Annotated in this window: 16 protein-coding genes; 6 read left to right on the top strand and 10 right to left on the bottom strand. The window is 72.5% G+C overall.

Annotated features, from left to right (window positions below):
• Positions 1-181 precede the first annotated feature (181 nt).
• A complete protein-coding gene (locus CCN35_RS22930) occupies positions 182-907 on the bottom strand; it encodes a lysophospholipid acyltransferase family protein (protein ID WP_067392358.1) in 726 nt (241 codons plus the stop codon).
• A gap of 789 nt (positions 908-1,696) precedes the next feature.
• Between CCN35_RS22930 and CCN35_RS22920 the strand changes: the two genes are divergently transcribed.
• A complete protein-coding gene (locus CCN35_RS22920) occupies positions 1,697-2,320 on the top strand; it encodes a DedA family protein (protein WP_067392352.1) in 624 nt (207 codons plus the stop codon).
• A 157-nt stretch (positions 2,321-2,477) separates the two neighbouring features.
• On the opposite strand, the gene CCN35_RS22915 is transcribed toward CCN35_RS22920, so the two are convergent.
• Positions 2,478-2,768: a hypothetical protein gene (locus CCN35_RS22915; RefSeq protein WP_067392610.1), complete on the bottom strand. Its 291-nt coding sequence runs from the start codon at positions 2,766-2,768 to the stop codon at positions 2,478-2,480.
• A 223-nt stretch (positions 2,769-2,991) separates the two neighbouring features.
• Between CCN35_RS22915 and CCN35_RS22910 the strand changes: the two genes are divergently transcribed.
• On the top strand, positions 2,992-3,411 hold the full coding sequence (locus CCN35_RS22910; protein WP_067392349.1) for a CBS domain-containing protein: 420 nt from the start codon (positions 2,992-2,994) through the stop codon (positions 3,409-3,411).
• Between the two features lie 57 nt (positions 3,412-3,468).
• On the opposite strand, the gene rocD is transcribed toward CCN35_RS22910, so the two are convergent.
• The 3 genes from rocD to CCN35_RS22895 form a co-directional block, all read right to left on the bottom strand.
• Positions 3,469-4,689 (bottom strand): ornithine--oxo-acid transaminase, encoded by a 1,221-nt coding sequence (gene rocD / locus CCN35_RS22905; protein ID WP_067392343.1) that lies wholly within the window; start codon positions 4,687-4,689, stop codon positions 3,469-3,471.
• The gene (ddaH, locus tag CCN35_RS22900) at positions 4,686-5,507 is read right to left on the bottom strand and encodes a dimethylargininase (RefSeq protein WP_067392340.1); all 822 of its coding nucleotides are present in this window, start codon (positions 5,505-5,507) and stop codon (positions 4,686-4,688) included. Before ddaH ends, rocD begins: the two co-directional genes overlap by 4 nt.
• Positions 5,508-5,650: 143 nt before the next feature.
• Positions 5,651-6,154, bottom strand: coding sequence for an Lrp/AsnC family transcriptional regulator (locus CCN35_RS22895; RefSeq protein WP_067392337.1), 504 nt, complete (start codon positions 6,152-6,154; stop codon positions 5,651-5,653).
• A 77-nt stretch (positions 6,155-6,231) separates the two neighbouring features.
• Here CCN35_RS22895 and CCN35_RS22890 point away from each other — a divergent pair, with 77 nt between their 5' ends.
• From CCN35_RS22890 to CCN35_RS22875, 4 genes are read left to right on the top strand one after another with little or no spacing between them, the layout of a single operon-like run.
• Entirely contained in the window at positions 6,232-6,987 is a 756-nt protein-coding gene (locus tag CCN35_RS22890) for a LytR/AlgR family response regulator transcription factor (protein ID WP_086794124.1), read from the top strand.
• Between the two features lie 13 nt (positions 6,988-7,000).
• Positions 7,001-7,360, top strand: a complete 360-nt coding sequence (locus tag CCN35_RS22885; protein ID WP_067392331.1) for a hypothetical protein — start codon at positions 7,001-7,003, stop codon at positions 7,358-7,360.
• A 5-nt stretch (positions 7,361-7,365) separates the two neighbouring features.
• Entirely contained in the window at positions 7,366-9,090 is a 1,725-nt protein-coding gene (locus CCN35_RS22880) for a sodium/solute symporter (protein ID WP_067392328.1), read from the top strand.
• Positions 9,087-10,292 (top strand): sensor histidine kinase, encoded by a 1,206-nt coding sequence (locus tag CCN35_RS22875; protein ID WP_067392324.1) that lies wholly within the window; start codon positions 9,087-9,089, stop codon positions 10,290-10,292. The genes CCN35_RS22880 and CCN35_RS22875 overlap by 4 nt, the downstream gene beginning before the upstream one ends.
• 54 nt (positions 10,293-10,346) lie before the next feature.
• On the opposite strand, the gene CCN35_RS27880 is transcribed toward CCN35_RS22875, so the two are convergent.
• The 5 genes from CCN35_RS27880 to CCN35_RS22855 form a co-directional block, all read right to left on the bottom strand.
• Positions 10,347-10,517 (bottom strand): hypothetical protein, encoded by a 171-nt coding sequence (locus tag CCN35_RS27880; RefSeq protein ID WP_107470401.1) that lies wholly within the window; start codon positions 10,515-10,517, stop codon positions 10,347-10,349.
• 100 nt (positions 10,518-10,617) lie between these two features.
• Positions 10,618-11,568 (bottom strand): cytochrome c oxidase assembly protein, encoded by a 951-nt coding sequence (locus CCN35_RS22870; protein WP_067392320.1) that lies wholly within the window; start codon positions 11,566-11,568, stop codon positions 10,618-10,620.
• A 125-nt stretch (positions 11,569-11,693) separates the two neighbouring features.
• Positions 11,694-12,719, bottom strand: a complete 1,026-nt coding sequence (locus CCN35_RS22865; protein WP_067392318.1) for a 6-phosphofructokinase — start codon at positions 12,717-12,719, stop codon at positions 11,694-11,696.
• A 248-nt stretch (positions 12,720-12,967) separates the two neighbouring features.
• Positions 12,968-13,696 (bottom strand): type 1 glutamine amidotransferase, encoded by a 729-nt coding sequence (locus tag CCN35_RS22860; RefSeq protein ID WP_067392310.1) that lies wholly within the window; start codon positions 13,694-13,696, stop codon positions 12,968-12,970.
• Positions 13,697-13,717: 21 nt separating this feature from the next.
• On the bottom strand, positions 13,718-14,956 hold the full coding sequence (locus tag CCN35_RS22855; protein ID WP_067392307.1) for a MurT ligase domain-containing protein: 1,239 nt from the start codon (positions 14,954-14,956) through the stop codon (positions 13,718-13,720).
• Positions 14,957-15,054: the final 98 nt, after the last annotated feature.

The following is a 15,054-nucleotide window of genomic DNA, read 5'->3' as shown; positions in this document are numbered from 1 at the left end:
GGGGAGGAGGGGTGGACCGGTGGCCGACCGAGCCGAGATGACGCCCACTCAATTCCGTTTCATCCGCTTCATGTGTTCCGTCCCGGCCGGTGAGGGCGGCGGTGCGGGCTCCGGCCCGCGGGAACGCCGCGCGGGCCGGAGCCACGGCCGCCTCCCTGCCGCGGGCGCGGTGCCATGGCGGTCAGCCGAGCGGAGGGCGCGGGAGCCTGCGCTCCTTCCCGCCCCGCGCCCCGGCCTGCTCCGCCTTGACCTCCGCCGCGTACCGGTCGACGTACTCCTGCCCGGACAGCGACATGACGGCGTACATGATCTCGTCCGTGACGGCGCGCAGAACCGCCTTCTCGTTCTCCATCCCGGCATAGCGGGAGAAGTCCAGGGGTTCACCGAAGCGGATCACGATCGGGCGGATGCGCGGGACGAGCCGGCCCGGCGGCTGGGCCTCGAAGGTGCCGATCATCGCGCACGGCACGACCGGCACGCCGGCCTTGAGCGCCATGACCGCGACACCCACCTTGCCCTTGTACAGGCGGCCGTCGGGCGACCGGGTGCCCTCCGGGTAGATGCCGAGCAGCTCGCCCCTGCGCAGCACCCCGAGCCCCTCCCGGATCGCGGCTTGACCGGCCTCCTTGCCGGAGCGGTCGACCGGGATCTGTCCGGCGCTGCGGAAGAACGCGGCGGTGAGCCGGCCCTTCAGGCCCGGACCCGTGAAGTACTCCGCCTTCGCCAGGAAGGTGATGCGCCGTTTGAGGACCGCGGGCATCAGGAAGTGGTCCGAGAACGACAGATGGTTGCCCGCGACGATGGCCGGCCCGGACGCCGGCACATGCTCCAGCCCCTCGATCCGGGGCCGGAAGACCGCTTTGAGCAGCGGGCCCAGCAGGACGTGCTTGAGCAGGTGGTAGAACACGGCTCGCCCCTCATTCCGCCAGGTCCGCTTCGGGCCCGGGGGTTCCCGGGCCAAGATCATGATTTCAGGAGCAGACCCCTGCGCGCCCGCAGCCGTCCGTCATGGCGTCCGACTGGGCCCATCCGGCCCTTTGCCGGCTCATTGGCATATCGTCACCCATGTGGGGGCAGACGTCACGCCGGGTGACCGGCGGCCTCATGCCGAGGCGGGCGGGAGCGTACGGCGGCATCCGTTCGGTTCCACGCCGGCCTGTCCGGCAGCGGTTTCTCGTCTGCTGCCGGTGCGCGCGTACGGCACCCGCCGGCCTGACCCCGCGAGGGCCCGGCCTCCCTTCCCGGCCTGCACGAAGGACCGTCGTGGCGGAGGAGCCGGCCGGGGACGGAGGGGGCACGAGGCAGGCTTGTGCAGGGGGCGGTGTGCGGCGTCTCCGGTTGCGGATCACCGCGCCGGGCGAGGGCGGCGCCTCCGCATCACCCGGTTCCACCCTTCCCTCCACCTCGATCCGGCCGACGGCCACCGCCGGCTCGGTTCCTTCGACCCGGCCGGGGAACACGCCCCCCCGCCTCCCTGCGGACGCACACGGTGCCTTCCCGCGGGCCGCCCTCGACGAGGCGGCGGAGGCCGTCTTCCGGCGCGACACCACCCAGCGGCTCCCCACGCCCGGCCCCGCCGCATGACGCACCGGGACACGCCCCTCACCGCCGAGGGCCGCCGGCGGCCCTCGGCGGTGAGGTGACGCGATGCCGCGCCTGCCGGTGACCGGCCGCCCGGCGGCGTACGGTGGTGGGCATGGCCCCTCCGCTTCCGGGTCCGCTGGCGCATCTGGCGCCCCTGCTGAGCGACCACGGCTACTGGGCCGTCGGCGGCGTGGTCCTGGTGGAGGACTTCGGGGCTCCCGCCCCGGGCGAGGCGATCCTGATCGCGGCCGGGGTGTACGCCGGGACCGGCCGGCTCGACGTGGTGGCCGTGGGGCTGACCGCGTTCGTCGCGGCGGTCGTCGGGGACAACATCGGCTACCTCGTCGGCCGGTACGGCGGCCGGGCGTTCGTCCAGCGCTGGGGCCGCTATGTCCTCCTGCCGCCGAAGCGGTTCGAGGCGGCCGAGCGGTTCTTCTCCCGGCACGGCGGCAAGATCGTCACGGTGGCCCGGTTCGTCGAGGGCCTGCGCCAGGCCAACGGCGTCATCGCCGGCACCACGGGCATGCGCTGGCCCCGTTTCCTCGCCTTCAACGCACTGGGCGCCGCGCTGTGGGTGGGCGTATGGGTGACCCTGGCCTACTTCGCGGGAATGCGCATCGGCACGGTCTACGACGAGATCCGCCGCTACCAGATCCTCGTGTTCGTGGCGCTCGGCCTCCTGGCCGCCGCCCTGATCGCCCGCCACCTGCTGCGGCGCGGGCACCGCGAGGACTGACGCCCGCGGGCCCGGGGAGTGTCCCGGGCCCGGTGCGGGGAGCCTCGTCCGCAGGGGCTCTCCCCGCGCCGGCCCTCGCGGTCGCCGTCCCCGCCGGCCGGCGAAGGAGCCGCCGCGGCGGGGACCACGCCGGCCGCGAGCGCCGCGGGTGCGCCGGTCAGCGACGGACGTCCCGGCCCATGGGGCCGCCCGGCCCGCCGCCGTGGCCGCGGGCACCCCGGTGCGCGCGCCGGTGGCGTGCCGCGGAGCCGACCAGAAGGGCCGCACCCAGACAGAAGAGCAGAGCGAGGGCGAGGCCGGCGCTGAAGACCTCGAGCGTGTTCACCCTGGCGATGTCGCTGCCGAGGACCGACACCGTGTACTCGGGGCCACCGGACAGATTGTCGGCGATGGCCAAAGCGGTGAAGGCCGCGGTCGCCGCGAGGAGGAGCAGGCCGATGAGCAGCATGGAAGTCATCTCCTCGAAGAGGTCCGTCACCTTGCCGGTACCCCGCTCGCCGCCCGGCAGGCGGGCCGGCCGGGGGATCCTCCGGGACGCTTGCGCAAGGCCGCGGCCGGACCGGGCCGCGGCGCCGGTCACCGGGTGCGTTGCCGCTCTCCTCGGGTACCCGGCGCGAGCGGCGTGGTGAACGGCACCACGAGGACCGCGAAGCCCGAGGAAGGGAGGCGTCATGGCTCGGCACGTACGCGACATCATGACCAGCCGGCTGGTGACGGTGGAGCCGCAGACGCCGGTGACGACGGTGGCCCGGAAGATGCGCGACGAGGACATCGGCCTCGTCCTGGTGATGGAGGGCGACGAACTGCGCGGCCTGGTCAGCGACCGCGACCTGGTGGTCCGGTCCCTGGCCGAGGGCGGCGACCAGGAGCAGCGGACCGCCGCCTCCGCGTGCAGCGGCGACATCTACGCGCTGACCCCGGACGACGGGATCGACCGCGCGGTGCAGCTGATGCGGGAGCACTCCGTGCGCCGGGTGCCGGTGGTCGACCACGGTCACCCCGTGGGCATCGTCTCCCTCGGCGACCTGGCCGTCGAACGCGACCCGGGATCCGCCCTCGGCGGCATCAGCGCGGCGGAGCCCAACCGGTAGGGGCGCCACCGCCCACGGCCGGGTGCGTCCGCGCGGGCGGACGCACCCGGCTCCGCGTCAGGCGGCCAGCACCTTCTCCAAGGAGGCCAGCGCGGAGCGCAGTTCGTCCTCCGTGATGGTCAGCGGCGGCGCCAGCCGGATCGTGGAGCCATGGGTGTCCTTGACCAGGACCCCCTCGCGCATCAGACGCTCACTGATCTCCCGCCCGGTGCCGATCGCCGGGTCCACGTCGACGCCCGCCCACAGACCGCGCGAGCGGAAGCCGACCACGCCCCGGCCGACCAGCCCGGTCAGCTCCTCGCGCAGCACCGTGCCCAGCCGCGCCGCCCGGCGCTGGAACTCGCCGGTCTCCAGCAGGTCGATCACCGCCGTGCCGACCGCGGCGGACAGCGGGTTGCCGCCGAACGTCGACCCGTGCTCGCCCGGCCGCAGCACGCCCAGCACCTCCCGGCGCCCGACGACCGCGGACACCGGTACGATCCCGCCGCCCAGCGCCTTGCCCAGCAGCACGAGGTCCGGCACCACGCCCTCGTGCTCGACGGCGAGGGTGCGCCCGGTGCGGCCGAGACCCGACTGGATCTCGTCCGCCACGAACAGGCAGCCCGCGCGGCGGGTCAGCTCCCGCACCCCGGCGAGGTAGCCGTCGTCGGGAACGATCACACCGGCCTCGCCCTGGATCGGTTCGATCAGCACGGCGGCCGTCGTCTCGTCGATCGCCGCCTCGAGGGCCTTCAGGTCGTTGTACGGGACGATCCGGAAGCCCGGGGTGAACGGTCCGAAGCCCGACCGTGCCGTCTCGTCCGTGGAGAAGCCGACGATCGTCGTCGTACGGCCGTGGAAGTTGTCCGCCGCGACCACGATCGTCGCCCGGTCGGCCGGGACGCCCTTGACCTCGTACGCCCATTTGCGGGCCACCTTGATGCCGCTCTCCACCGCCTCGGCGCCGGTGTTCATCGGCAGCACCATGTCCTGCCCGGTCAGGGACGCCAGCCGCTCGGCGAACTCGGCGAGCCGGTCGTTGTGGAAGGCCCGCGAGGTCAGGGTGAGCCGGTCGAGCTGGCGGTGCGCGGCCTCGATCAGCGCGGGGTGGCGGTGGCCGAAGTTCAGGGCCGAGTAGCCGGCCAGCATGTCCAGATAGCGGCGGCCCTCGACGTCCTCCACCCAGGTGCCCTCGGCACGGGCGACGACCACGGGCAGCGGGTGGTAGTTGTGGGCGAGGACCGGCTTCTCGGCCTCGATCAGCTCGGCGGAGGTACGGGTGCGTGCGGGTGCGGTCATGAACGGATCTCCTGGGTGCAGCACTTGATGCCGCCGCCGGCCTTGTGGAACTCGGACAGGTCGACGGGGACGGGGACGTAGCCGCGGTCGGCGAGCCGGCCGGCGAGCGCCGTCGCCTTGGGCGAGATGAACACATGGCGGCCGTCGCAGACGGAGTTCAGGCCGAAGGCCATCGCGTCCTCGCGGGTGGCGATCACCGCGTCCGGGTACAGCCGGGCGAGCACCTCGCGGCTGCCGGGCGAGAACGCCTCCGGGTAGTACGCGATGTTCCCCTCGCCCTCGTCGTCGAGCACGAACAGCGCGGTGTCCAGGTGGTAGAAGTACGGGTCCACCAGGGTCAGGCCGATCACCGGCACGCCCAGGTACTCCTGTGCCTCGTGGTGGGCCTCACGGGTGGTGCGGAAACCGGTGCCGGCCAGGATCCAGCGGCCGGCCGGCACGAAGTCGCCCTCGCCCTCGCACACCGACTCGGGACGGTAGACGTCGTAGCCCGCCGACTTGAACCAGGTGTCGTAGGGGACGGACTCCGGGCGGCGCTCGGGCGCCTTGAACAGGGAGCCGAAGACACGGCCGCCCACGACGACCGCCGCATTGGCGGCGAAGACCATGTCCGGCAGGCCGGGCACGGGCTCCACGGTGTGGACGGTGTGACCGTGGGCCCGGTAGGTGTCGATCAGCTCACGCCACTGCTTCTGGGCCAGGGACACGTCCACGGGGACGTCCGGACGCATCCAGGGATTGATCGCGTACTGCACGGCGAAGTGTCTGGGTTCGCAGACGAGGAAACGCCGCCGTCGCGGCACACGGGATTCGGTCACAGAGGGGTTCCTCCGCTTCCTGGTGGTTCCAGGGTGACTCCTGGGTGGTGACTGGGGGTGACACAAAGGTAGGAAGCGGTGACGCTGGGCGACAAGGAAGAAAAGCTGCGTGTATACGCAGGAATGCTGCGTCCTTCGGCCGCTCAGCGCAGGTCTGTTGCGTCCTGCGGGGCGGGCTGGCTGGCACCCGCCTCCGGGGACTCCGGCAGCAGATGGGACAGCACCATCACACTGATCGTCTTCCGGATGAACGGCTCGGCGCGGATCCGCTCCAGCACCTCCTCGAAGTGCTCCACGTCCCGCGCCCGCACATGCAGCAGGGCGTCGGCGCCACCGGTCACCGTCATCGCCGCGGTGATCTCCGGATGGTGGCGCACCACCTCGGCCAGCCGCCGCGGCGGGGCCGCGCCCTCGCAGTACACCTCGACGTACGCCTCCGTGCGCCAGCCCAGCGCCGACGGCTTGACCGTGGCGGTGAACCCGGTGATCACACCCGTCTCGCGCAGCCGGTCCACACGGCGCTTGACGGCCGTCGCGGACAGGCCGATGGCCGCGCCGATCTCGGCGAAGCTGCTGCGGGCGTTCGCCATCAGCGCGGTGAGGATCTTCCGGTCGAGTTCGTCGAACGGCGCCGGCCTGCTGCTCATGGGGGCACTGTATCCAGCGCGGACGTCCGTGTCCGGACCGTGTCCAGGCGCGCGGATGGCACCTACACTCCACCATCATGCTGCGTGCCCTGGCCGTCGATGACGAACGTCCCTCGCTCGAGGAGCTGCTGTACCTGCTCGGTGCCGACTCCCGGATCGCCACCGTGGAGGGGGCCGGCGATGCGACCGAGGCGCTGCGCCGCATCAACCGGGCACTGGAGTCCGGCCCGGACGGACCCGACGCGATCGACGTCGTCTTCCTCGACATCCACATGCCGGGCCTCGACGGTCTCGACCTGGCCCGGCTGCTCTCCGGGTTCGCCGAGCCGCCGCTGATCGTGTTCGTCACCGCTCATGAGGACTTCGCCGTGCAGGCCTTCGACCTCAAGGCTGTCGACTATGTGCTCAAACCCGTCCGCAAGGAACGCCTCGCCGAGGCCGTCCGCCGCGTCGCCCAGCTCCGCGGCGCCGCTCCGCGGATCACCGTGAGCGAACCCGACCCCGATCACCTGCCCGTCGAGCTGGGCGGGGTCACCCGTTTCGTGGCCGTCGACGACATCACCCATGTCGAGGCGCAGGGGGACTACGCCCGGCTGCACACCGGCAAGGGCAGCCATCTCGTGCGCATCCCGCTGTCCACGCTGGAGGAGCGCTGGCGTGCCCGCGGCTTCGTCCGCATCCACCGCCGCCATCTGGTCTCCCTGCGCCACATCAGCGAGCTCCGTCTGGACGCCGGCTCGGTGAGCGTCCTGGTCGGCACCGAGGAGCTCCAGGTCAGCCGCCGGCACGCGCGTGAGCTGCGGGACCTGCTGATGCGCCGGACCGCGCGCTAGGAGGAGGTGGACCGTGCCGCAGGACCCCGCCGAACGCCGTGTCGTCGTCACCGGCCCGCCCCGCCGCACCCGACGGGCCCCGGGCCCCTACCGCCCGCGTCTGGAGATAGACGAGCAGACCACCCTCGGCCACACCTACGTCCGTTCCCTGATGCGCAGCCAGCTGCGCGCCGCGGTCACGGTGCTGGCGGTGCTGGTGCTGCTCGTCGGACCGCTGCCGCTGGTGTTCGCCGCCGCCCCCGCCGCCCGGCCCCTGAAGTGGGTGGTGCTCGGCTTCGGCCTCTACGTCCCGCTGGTGCTGCTCGCCCGCTGGTACGTGCGCCGTGCCGAGCGCAACGAACGCGACTTCGTCCGGCTCGTGGGAGATCGCTGAACGCCGTGAACTCCGCCTACACCGTTCCCGCCGTCGCCCTCGTCGTGGCGGCCACCGTGTTCGTCGGCGCCTTCGGCCTGCGCATCTCCCGCACCACCTCCGACTTCTACGTCGCCTCCCGCACCGTCGGACCGCGTCTGAACGCCGCCGCGATCAGCGGGGAGTACCTCTCCGCAGCCTCGTTCCTCGGCATAGCCGGCCTGGTCCTGGTCCAGGGCCCGGACATGCTGTGGTACCCGGTCGGCTACACGGCCGGCTATCTGGTCCTGCTGCTGTTCGTCGCCGCCCCGCTGCGCCGCTCCGGCGCCTACACGCTGCCCGACTTCGCCGAGGCCCGGCTCGCCTCCCAGGGGGTGCGGCGGCTCGCGGGCGCCTTCGTCGTCGGGGTCGGCTGGCTGTACCTGATGCCCCAGCTCCAGGGCGCCGGCCTCACCCTGGCGGTGCTCACCGGGGTGCCCGAGGCACTCGGCGCGGTGATCGTCGCCGTCGTCGTGGTGGCCACGGTCGCCGCGGGCGGAATGCGCAGCATCACCTTCGTCCAGGCCTTCCAGTACTGGCTGAAGCTGACCGCGCTGCTGGTGCCCGCCCTCTTCCTTGTCCTCGCCTGGCAGCACGACGGAGCCCCCCGCCGCGCCTTCGACGAACCGCCCGCCTTCCGCGAGCAGCGCACCGTCCGCATCGCCGACACCCTCGACCTCAGACTGCACAGCCCGCTCACCGTCACCGTGACCGGCACCGTCGACGGCCGTGCCCACCGGGAGGAGCGGGTGCGTCTGAGCGAGGGCGTCCACCGGGTCGAACAGGGCACCCGGCTCACCTTCGCACCGGGCGACCAGGTCCCCGAGACCGCCCACGACAGCAGCGGCGGCATGTCCTCCTCCCTCGCCTCCGGCCGCGAGGAACGCCCGCTGTACGCCACGTACGGGCTGATCCTCGCCACCTTCCTCGGCACCATGGGGCTGCCGCACGTCGTCGTCCGCTTCTACACCAGCCCGCACGGTGTCGCCGCCCGCCGCACCACCGTGGTCGTGCTCGCCATGATCGGCGGCTTCTACCTGCTGCCGCCGGTGTACGGCGCGCTCGGCCGTCTCTACGCCCCCGAGCTCACCCTGACCCGGAACGCCGACGCCGCGGTGCTGCTGCTGCCCGACCGGGTGATCGGCGGACTGGGCGGCGATCTGCTGGGCGCGCTGGTCGCGGGCGGTGCCTTCGCCGCGTTCCTGTCCACCGCTTCCGGACTGACCATGGCGGTGGCCGGGGTGCTCACCCAGGACGTGCTGCCCTCGCGCGGCGTACGGCACTTCCTGCGGCACTTCCGGCTCGGCACGGTGCTCTCCATGGCCCCGCCGCTCGCCGCGAGCATCCTGGTCGGCGGGCTGCCGGTCGCCGACGCCGTCGGGCTCGCCTTCGCGGTGTCCGCGTCCTCCTTCTGCCCGCTGCTCGTCCTGGGCATCTGGTGGCGGCGGCTCACCCCGCCCGGCGCGGTGGCCGGGATGCTGGCGGGCGGCGGCGGTGCGCTCGCCGCGGTCGCCGTGACCGTGGCCGGCTTCCCCGGCACCGGACCGCTGCACACGCTGCTCGCCTGGCCCGCCCTGTGGTCGGTGCCGCTGGGCTTCCTCACCATGATGCTGGTCTCCCTGGCCACCCCGAACCGGGTGCCGCCCGGCACCGCGGGCGTCCTGGCCCGCTTCCACCTGCCGGAACAGCTGTATGCGGAGGTGAAGGCATGAGCGGGTTCCTCGCCGGGCTCTGCGCCGCCGCGCTGCCGCTGCTGGCCGCCGGCTACTGGCTCGGCCGGCGCACCGCCCGCCCGCAGAGCCTCGGCGGGCTCGGCACCCCCGTCGAGCACGCCACCTTCCAGACCCTGCACACCGCCTCCCTCGCCGCGCCGCCGCTGCGGGCCGGGCTGACCGAGGAGACCGCCCGCAAGGCGGCCCGCCGGCTGCGCTCCCTGCTCGGCACCGACGCCCTGTGCCTCACGGACGACACCCGGGTCCTCACCTGGGACGGCGTCGGCGCACACCACCGCGACGAGATCATGGAACGCCTCACCGGCCCCCTGGAGACCGGCCGCGGCGAGGCGTTCCGGCTCACCTGCCGGACCCCGGACTGCCCGGTGCGCTGGGCCGTCGTCGCCCCGCTCACCGTCGACGACCGGGTGCACGGCGCCCTGGTCGCCTGTGCGCCCCGCGAGTCCGCCGTCCTGGTCCGCGCCGCCGCCGAGGTCGCCCGCTTCGTCTCCGTCCAGCTGGAGCTCGCGGACCTCGACCGCTCCCGCACCCGGCTCATCGAGGCCGAGATCAAGGCCCTGCGGGCCCAGATATCCCCGCACTTCATCTTCAACTCGCTCGCGGTCATCGCCTCGTTCGTCCGCACCGACCCCGAGCGGGCCCGTGAGCTGCTGCTGGAGTTCGCCGACTTCATCCGCTACTCGTTCCGCCGGCACGGCGACTTCACCACGCTCGCCGACGAGCTGCACGCCATGGAGCACTACCTGGCGCTGGTACGGGCCCGCTTCGGCGACCGTCTCACGGTCACCCTGCAGATCGCGCCGGAGGTGCTGCCCATCTCCCTGCCGTTTCTGTGCCTGCAGCCGCTGGTGGAGAACGCCGTCAAGCACGGCCTGGAGGGCAAGACCGGCACCTGCCACATCCGGATCACCGCCCAGGACGCCGGCTCCGAGGCGCTGGTCGTCATCGAGGACGACGGCGTCGGCATGGACCCCGAGCTGCTGCGCCGCATCCTGGCCGGCGAGGTCAGCCCCTCCGGCGGCATAGGGCTGTCCAATGTCGACGACCGGCTCCGCCAGGTCTACGGCGACGACCACGGCCTGGTCATCGAGACGGCCCCGGGCGCGGGTATGAAGATCACGGCCCGGCTGCCGAAGTACCAGCCGGGCGTGCACTCGGCGGCACGGCTCACCGGGAGCTGACCGGGAACCGGCAGGCACCTCCCGGCCGGGAGGTCCCGGCCGGGAGGCGAGTCCTCAGGTGTCGCGGGTGACGACCATGGCCAGCGTGATCACACCCAGCACGACCCAGCCGAACCACAGCCAGCCGTTGCTGCCGAGCGCCACCGTGTAGGCCGTCACCGCGACGAGGGCGCCCACGGTGAGCACCCCCATCGCTCGTGTGGAACCGTCCGTGGGACCGGGCATCGCGGCACCCTCCTCGTGGTCGGTTGTCTCCCATGGTGCCCCGTACCACCCGGGAGCAGAACGGGAAAGGGGCGCCGCGGGCGGGCGCCCGGGGGCCTGCTCAGTTCCCGCGTGCGTTCAGGGAGGCCAGATAGGCGTTGTACGCCTGGAGCTCCTTGTCGCCGTCGCGGTCCGCGGCACGGTCCTTGCGCCGGGCCTGGCGCTGTTCGGAGGCGTACCACTGGAAGAGCAGCGCGATCAGCACCACCACGGAGGGGATCTCGCTGAACGCCCAGGCGATGCCGCCGGCCGCGTTCTGGTCCGCCAGGGCGTCGATGCCGAGCGAGGCGGGCGGATGGCTGTAGGACTCGACCATGGGCGTGGCCGCCATCATCAGCGCGATGCCGAAGAACGCGTGGAACGGCATGCCCGCGAACAGCTGCAGCATCCGCATGAGGTGGCTCGGCCGGTGCGGGCCCGGGTCGACACCCATGATCGGCCAGAAGAACACCAGGCCCGTCGCGAGGAAGTGCACCATCATCGCCACATGCCCCGTCCTCGACTCCATCAGCCAGTCGAAGAGCGGGGTGAAGTACAGCCCGTACAGGCTCGCGATGAACATCGGGATGGTGAACAGGGGGTGGGTGATGACCCGCATGTAGTGGCTGTGCAGCAGGGCCAGCAGCAGCTCACGCGGCCCTGTGCGGCCCTTGCCGGCCACCGGCAGGGCGCGCAGCGCCAGCGTGACCGGGGCGCCGAGCAGGATCAGGATCGGCGAGAGCATGCTGATGACCATGTGCTGGACCATGTGCACGGTGAAGAGGACCATCCCGTAGTCGTTCAGCCGGGTGCACATCACCAGCAGCACGGTCAGCACGCCGGTGACGAACGCCACCGTCCGGCCCACCGGCCAGGAGTCTCCGCGCCGCCGCAGCCGCACCACGCCCCAGAGGTACAGAGCGAGCCCGAGCAGACAGCCGACGAGGAAGAACGGGTCCGCGGACCACTGAAGACCGTGCTCCAGCGTGAACGGCGGCAGCTCCGTCATCGTGCCGTGCCCGCTGTGATCCATCCGCAGACTCCTGGTGCATGGGCTTGTGCGCTGTTTGTCCACAGCTGCCTGTCGGCAACCAGACTAGAACCGCCCCCGAAGGCCGCTGCGACCGGGGGGCGGTGGGGACGGGCGCCGGTGTCCGCCTACAGCACGCACTCCGCCTCGGCGTACCGCTCCGCCGGCACCGTCTTCAGGGTCGCGACCGCGTCGGCGAGCGGCACCGTCACGATGTCCGTGCCGCGCAGCGCCGTCATCCGGCCGAACTCGCCGCGGTGCACGGCCTCCACCGCGTGCCAGCCGAACCGGGTGGCGAGGACGCGGTCGAACGCCGTTGGGGTGCCGCCGCGCTGGACGTGCCCGAGGATGACGGGCCGGGCCTCCTTGCCGAGCCGCTTCTCCAGCTCGTCCGAGAGCTGCCGGGCGACGCCGGCGAACCGCTCGTGGCCGTAGATGTCCTTGCCGCCCTCGTCGAAGTCCATGGTGCCGGGCCTGGGCTTGGCGCCCTCCGCGGCCACCACGATCGCGAACCGCTTGCCCGCCGCGAAGCGCGCGCCGACCCTCTCCGTCAGCTCGTCGATGTCGAAGGGGCGTTCCGGGACGACGATGGCATGGGCGCCGGCGGCCATGCCGGACTGCAGCGCGATCCAGCCGGTGTGGCGGCCCATGACCTCCACGATCAGCACGCGCTGGTGGGACTCGGCGGTGGTCTTCAGCCGGTCCAGGGCCTCGGTGGCGACGGTCACGGCCGTGTCGAAGCCGAAGGTGACGTCCGTGGCCGCGATGTCGTTGTCGATGGTCTTCGGCACGCCGACGATGGGCAGGCCGTTGTCGGACAGCAGCCGGGCCGCCTTGAGCGTGCCCTCGCCGCCGATCGGGATGATCGCGTCGAGGCCGAGTTCCTCGACATGGCCCTTGGCCCGCTCCACCCCGTCCCGCAGGTGCTCGGGACGGACCCGGGAGGAGCCGAGGATGGTGCCGCCGCGGGCGAGGATGCCGCTCACCGCGTCGAGATCGAGCTTGAGGTAGTCGCACTCCAGCAGGCCCTTCCAGCCGTCGCGGAAGCCGATGACCTCGTCGCCGTGGTCGACGACGGCACGGTGCACGACGGACCGGATGACGGCGTTCAGGCCGGGGCAGTCGCCGCCGGACGTGAGGACACCAATGCGCATAGCCCGAACAACCTTCTTCATGTGGGGCACGGGACCGGACCGCGCTGTCCGGCTCGGTCCCCGCCACCCTAGCGGCACTCGGGGGCAGGACCGAATCCTCCGTCCGACTGCTGGACGAGGCCGCTCACCTGTGCGTACGGCCCGTCAGACGGGCTGGTCGCGCCGTGCTGACGGGCCGGTGGACGCGCGGTGGCCGAGGCGGCGGAAGAACCGTTCCCGCAGGGGGCGGGCGCGCCGGTGCCGCGGGCCTACGCGGACTGCTGGGCGGCGGCGATGCGTTCGTTGCGCAGCGCCTCGTACCAGCGGTCGTCGACCGGCGGAAGCGCGTTGACGTCGAGGGCCAGCTTCAGCAGCATGTCCGCGATCAGCGGGTTGCGGGCCATCACCGGACCGTGCATGTAGGTGCCGAAGACGGTGTCGTTGTACGCGCCCTCCGTGCCGTCGCCGGTGCCGTTGCCCTTGCCGATCCGGACCCGGGCGAACGGGCGGGCGGTGGGGCCGAGGTGGGTGACGCCCTGGTGGTTCTCGAACCCGGTCAGCATGGGCAGGTTGAGCTGCGGGTCGATGTCGGCCAGCACGTCGCCGACGCAGCGCTCGCCCTCGCCGCGCACCGACACCACGTCGAGCAGGCCCAGCCCCGGCTCGCGCTGCCCGAGGTCGTTGATGAACTCGTGGCCGAGGATCTGGTAGCCGGCGCAGACCGCGAAGACGATCGCACCGTTCTCCACGGCCTTGACCAGACCGCCGTCGCGCCGCAGCCGCTCCGCCGCGAGCCGCTGCGGCCGGTCCTCGCCGCCGCCGATCAGATAGATGTCGCCGGAGGTCGGGACCGGCTGGTCGCTGCGCACGTCCAGGCGGGCCACGTCCAGGCCGCGCTGCCGGGCCCGGCGCTCCACGACCAGCACATTGCCCTGGTCGCCGTAGGTGCTCAGCAGGTCCGGGTAGACCCACACCAGCCGCAGTTGGTTGTCGCTCATGGAAGTGCTCGTCCTTCGTGATCAGTTGCCGACGCGGCGGCGCAGGTCCTGGAACGCGGTGTAGTTGGCGATGACCTCGATCCGGCCGGGCGGCGCCTGCTGAACGGCCTGCTCGAGGCTGTCGCAGACCTGGAACTGCTGGTTGGCCACCTCCAGACGCACCGCGAGGTCCAGCTTCCGGTCGCCGAGCACGAAGAGGGGGTGGCCGGTCAGCCGGGTGTAGTCGACGTCCCACAGCCAGGAGGTGTCGGTGCCGTCGGCGCTGCGCGCGTTCACCGACAGGATGACGGGCGCGGGCGGCGGGTCGATCAGGGAGAAGGTCTCCAGCCAGCCGGCCGGGTTCTTCGCCAGCAGCAGCCGCAGGTCACGGCCCTGGAACTTGACGACGTCGTAGCGGCCGGCGACCGCCTGGACCTGGAACATCCGCTCCAGGGCGACCTGCGGCGGCACCCCGAAGACGGCGGCGACGGCCGCGGAGGTGGCGGCGTTGGCCTTGTTGGCGCGGCCCGGCAGCTGCAGACGGATCGGCCAGGCGGAGCCGTGCGGGTCGAGGACGTGGTCGCCGTTCAGCACCCAGTTGGGGGCGGGCCGGCGGAAACCGCACTCGTTGCAGAACCAGTCGTCGCCGGGACGCTGCATCACACCGCCGCAGGACGGGCAGGACCAGGCGTCGTCCTTCCACACCTGCCCGGCGGCCACCCAGACCACATGGGGGGAGGAGGACGCGGCCCACACCACCAGCGGGTCGTCGCAGTTGGCGACGATCACGGCCTTGGACCCGGTCAGGGCCTCGCGCCAGTTCTCGGCGAGCATCCGGGTCTCACCGGCGCGGTCGAGCTGGTCGCGGGAGAGGTTGAGCAGCGCGATGCACTTGGGGTCGGTGTCCCGGGCCACGACCGCGAGGTACTTCTCGTCGACCTCGAGCACACCGAACTTGGCGTCCGAGCCGCCCGCCAGCGCCGAGGTGATGCCCGCCGGCATGTTGGCGCCGAGGGCGTTGGAGACGACCGGACCCGCGGCCCGCAGCGCCTCGGCGATGAGCCGGGTGGTGGTGGTCTTGCCGTTGGTCGCCGAGACCAGGACCACCTCCAGGTGCTGGGCGAGCCGGCTGAGCAGGTCGGGGTCGAGTTTCAGGGCCACCCGACCACCGATCACCGAACCACTGCCGCGACCCGCGGCGCGCGACGCCGCAGCGACCGCCCTGCCCGCCGTCACGGCCAGTTTGGCCCGCGGCGTAAGCGGGTCCGAGTTGCCTGCCATCAGTTCTCGATCCTCCTTGCGTACGCGCCGCGCTGAGTCATCCGGCACCGTGGTGGGGGCCTCAGCCTATCGAGATCCACTGGTGCTCCCGAATCCCG

Source organism: Streptomyces thermovulgaris (genome assembly GCF_002155915.1).
In the GTDB taxonomy this organism is placed as follows: domain Bacteria; phylum Actinomycetota; class Actinomycetes; order Streptomycetales; family Streptomycetaceae; genus Streptomyces; species Streptomyces thermovulgaris.
This window is presented reverse-complemented; position numbering and strand designations above follow the sequence as displayed.

Bases quoted from the DNA above. Each gene is read 5' to 3' on its own strand.
- CCN35_RS22920 (WP_067392352.1), top strand. From the start codon at position 1,697: ATGGCCCCTCCGCTTCCGGGTCCGCTGGCGCATCTGGCGCCCCTGCTG.
- CCN35_RS22915 (WP_067392610.1), bottom strand. From the start codon at position 2,768: ATGCTGCTCATCGGCCTGCTCCTCCTCGCGGCGACCGCGGCCTTCACC.
- CCN35_RS22910 (WP_067392349.1), top strand. From the start codon at position 2,992: ATGGCTCGGCACGTACGCGACATCATGACCAGCCGGCTGGTGACGGTG.
- rocD (WP_067392343.1), bottom strand. From the start codon at position 4,689: ATGACCGCACCCGCACGCACCCGTACCTCCGCCGAGCTGATCGAGGCC.
- CCN35_RS22895 (WP_067392337.1), bottom strand. From the start codon at position 6,154: ATGAGCAGCAGGCCGGCGCCGTTCGACGAACTCGACCGGAAGATCCTC.
- CCN35_RS22890 (WP_086794124.1), top strand. From the start codon at position 6,232: ATGCTGCGTGCCCTGGCCGTCGATGACGAACGTCCCTCGCTCGAGGAG.
- CCN35_RS22875 (WP_067392324.1), top strand. From the start codon at position 9,087: ATGAGCGGGTTCCTCGCCGGGCTCTGCGCCGCCGCGCTGCCGCTGCTG.
- CCN35_RS27880 (WP_107470401.1), bottom strand. From the start codon at position 10,517: ATGCCCGGTCCCACGGACGGTTCCACACGAGCGATGGGGGTGCTCACC.
- CCN35_RS22870 (WP_067392320.1), bottom strand. From the start codon at position 11,568: ATGGATCACAGCGGGCACGGCACGATGACGGAGCTGCCGCCGTTCACG.
- CCN35_RS22865 (WP_067392318.1), bottom strand. From the start codon at position 12,719: ATGCGCATTGGTGTCCTCACGTCCGGCGGCGACTGCCCCGGCCTGAAC.
- CCN35_RS22860 (WP_067392310.1), bottom strand. From the start codon at position 13,696: ATGAGCGACAACCAACTGCGGCTGGTGTGGGTCTACCCGGACCTGCTG.
- CCN35_RS22855 (WP_067392307.1), bottom strand. From the start codon at position 14,956: ATGGCAGGCAACTCGGACCCGCTTACGCCGCGGGCCAAACTGGCCGTG.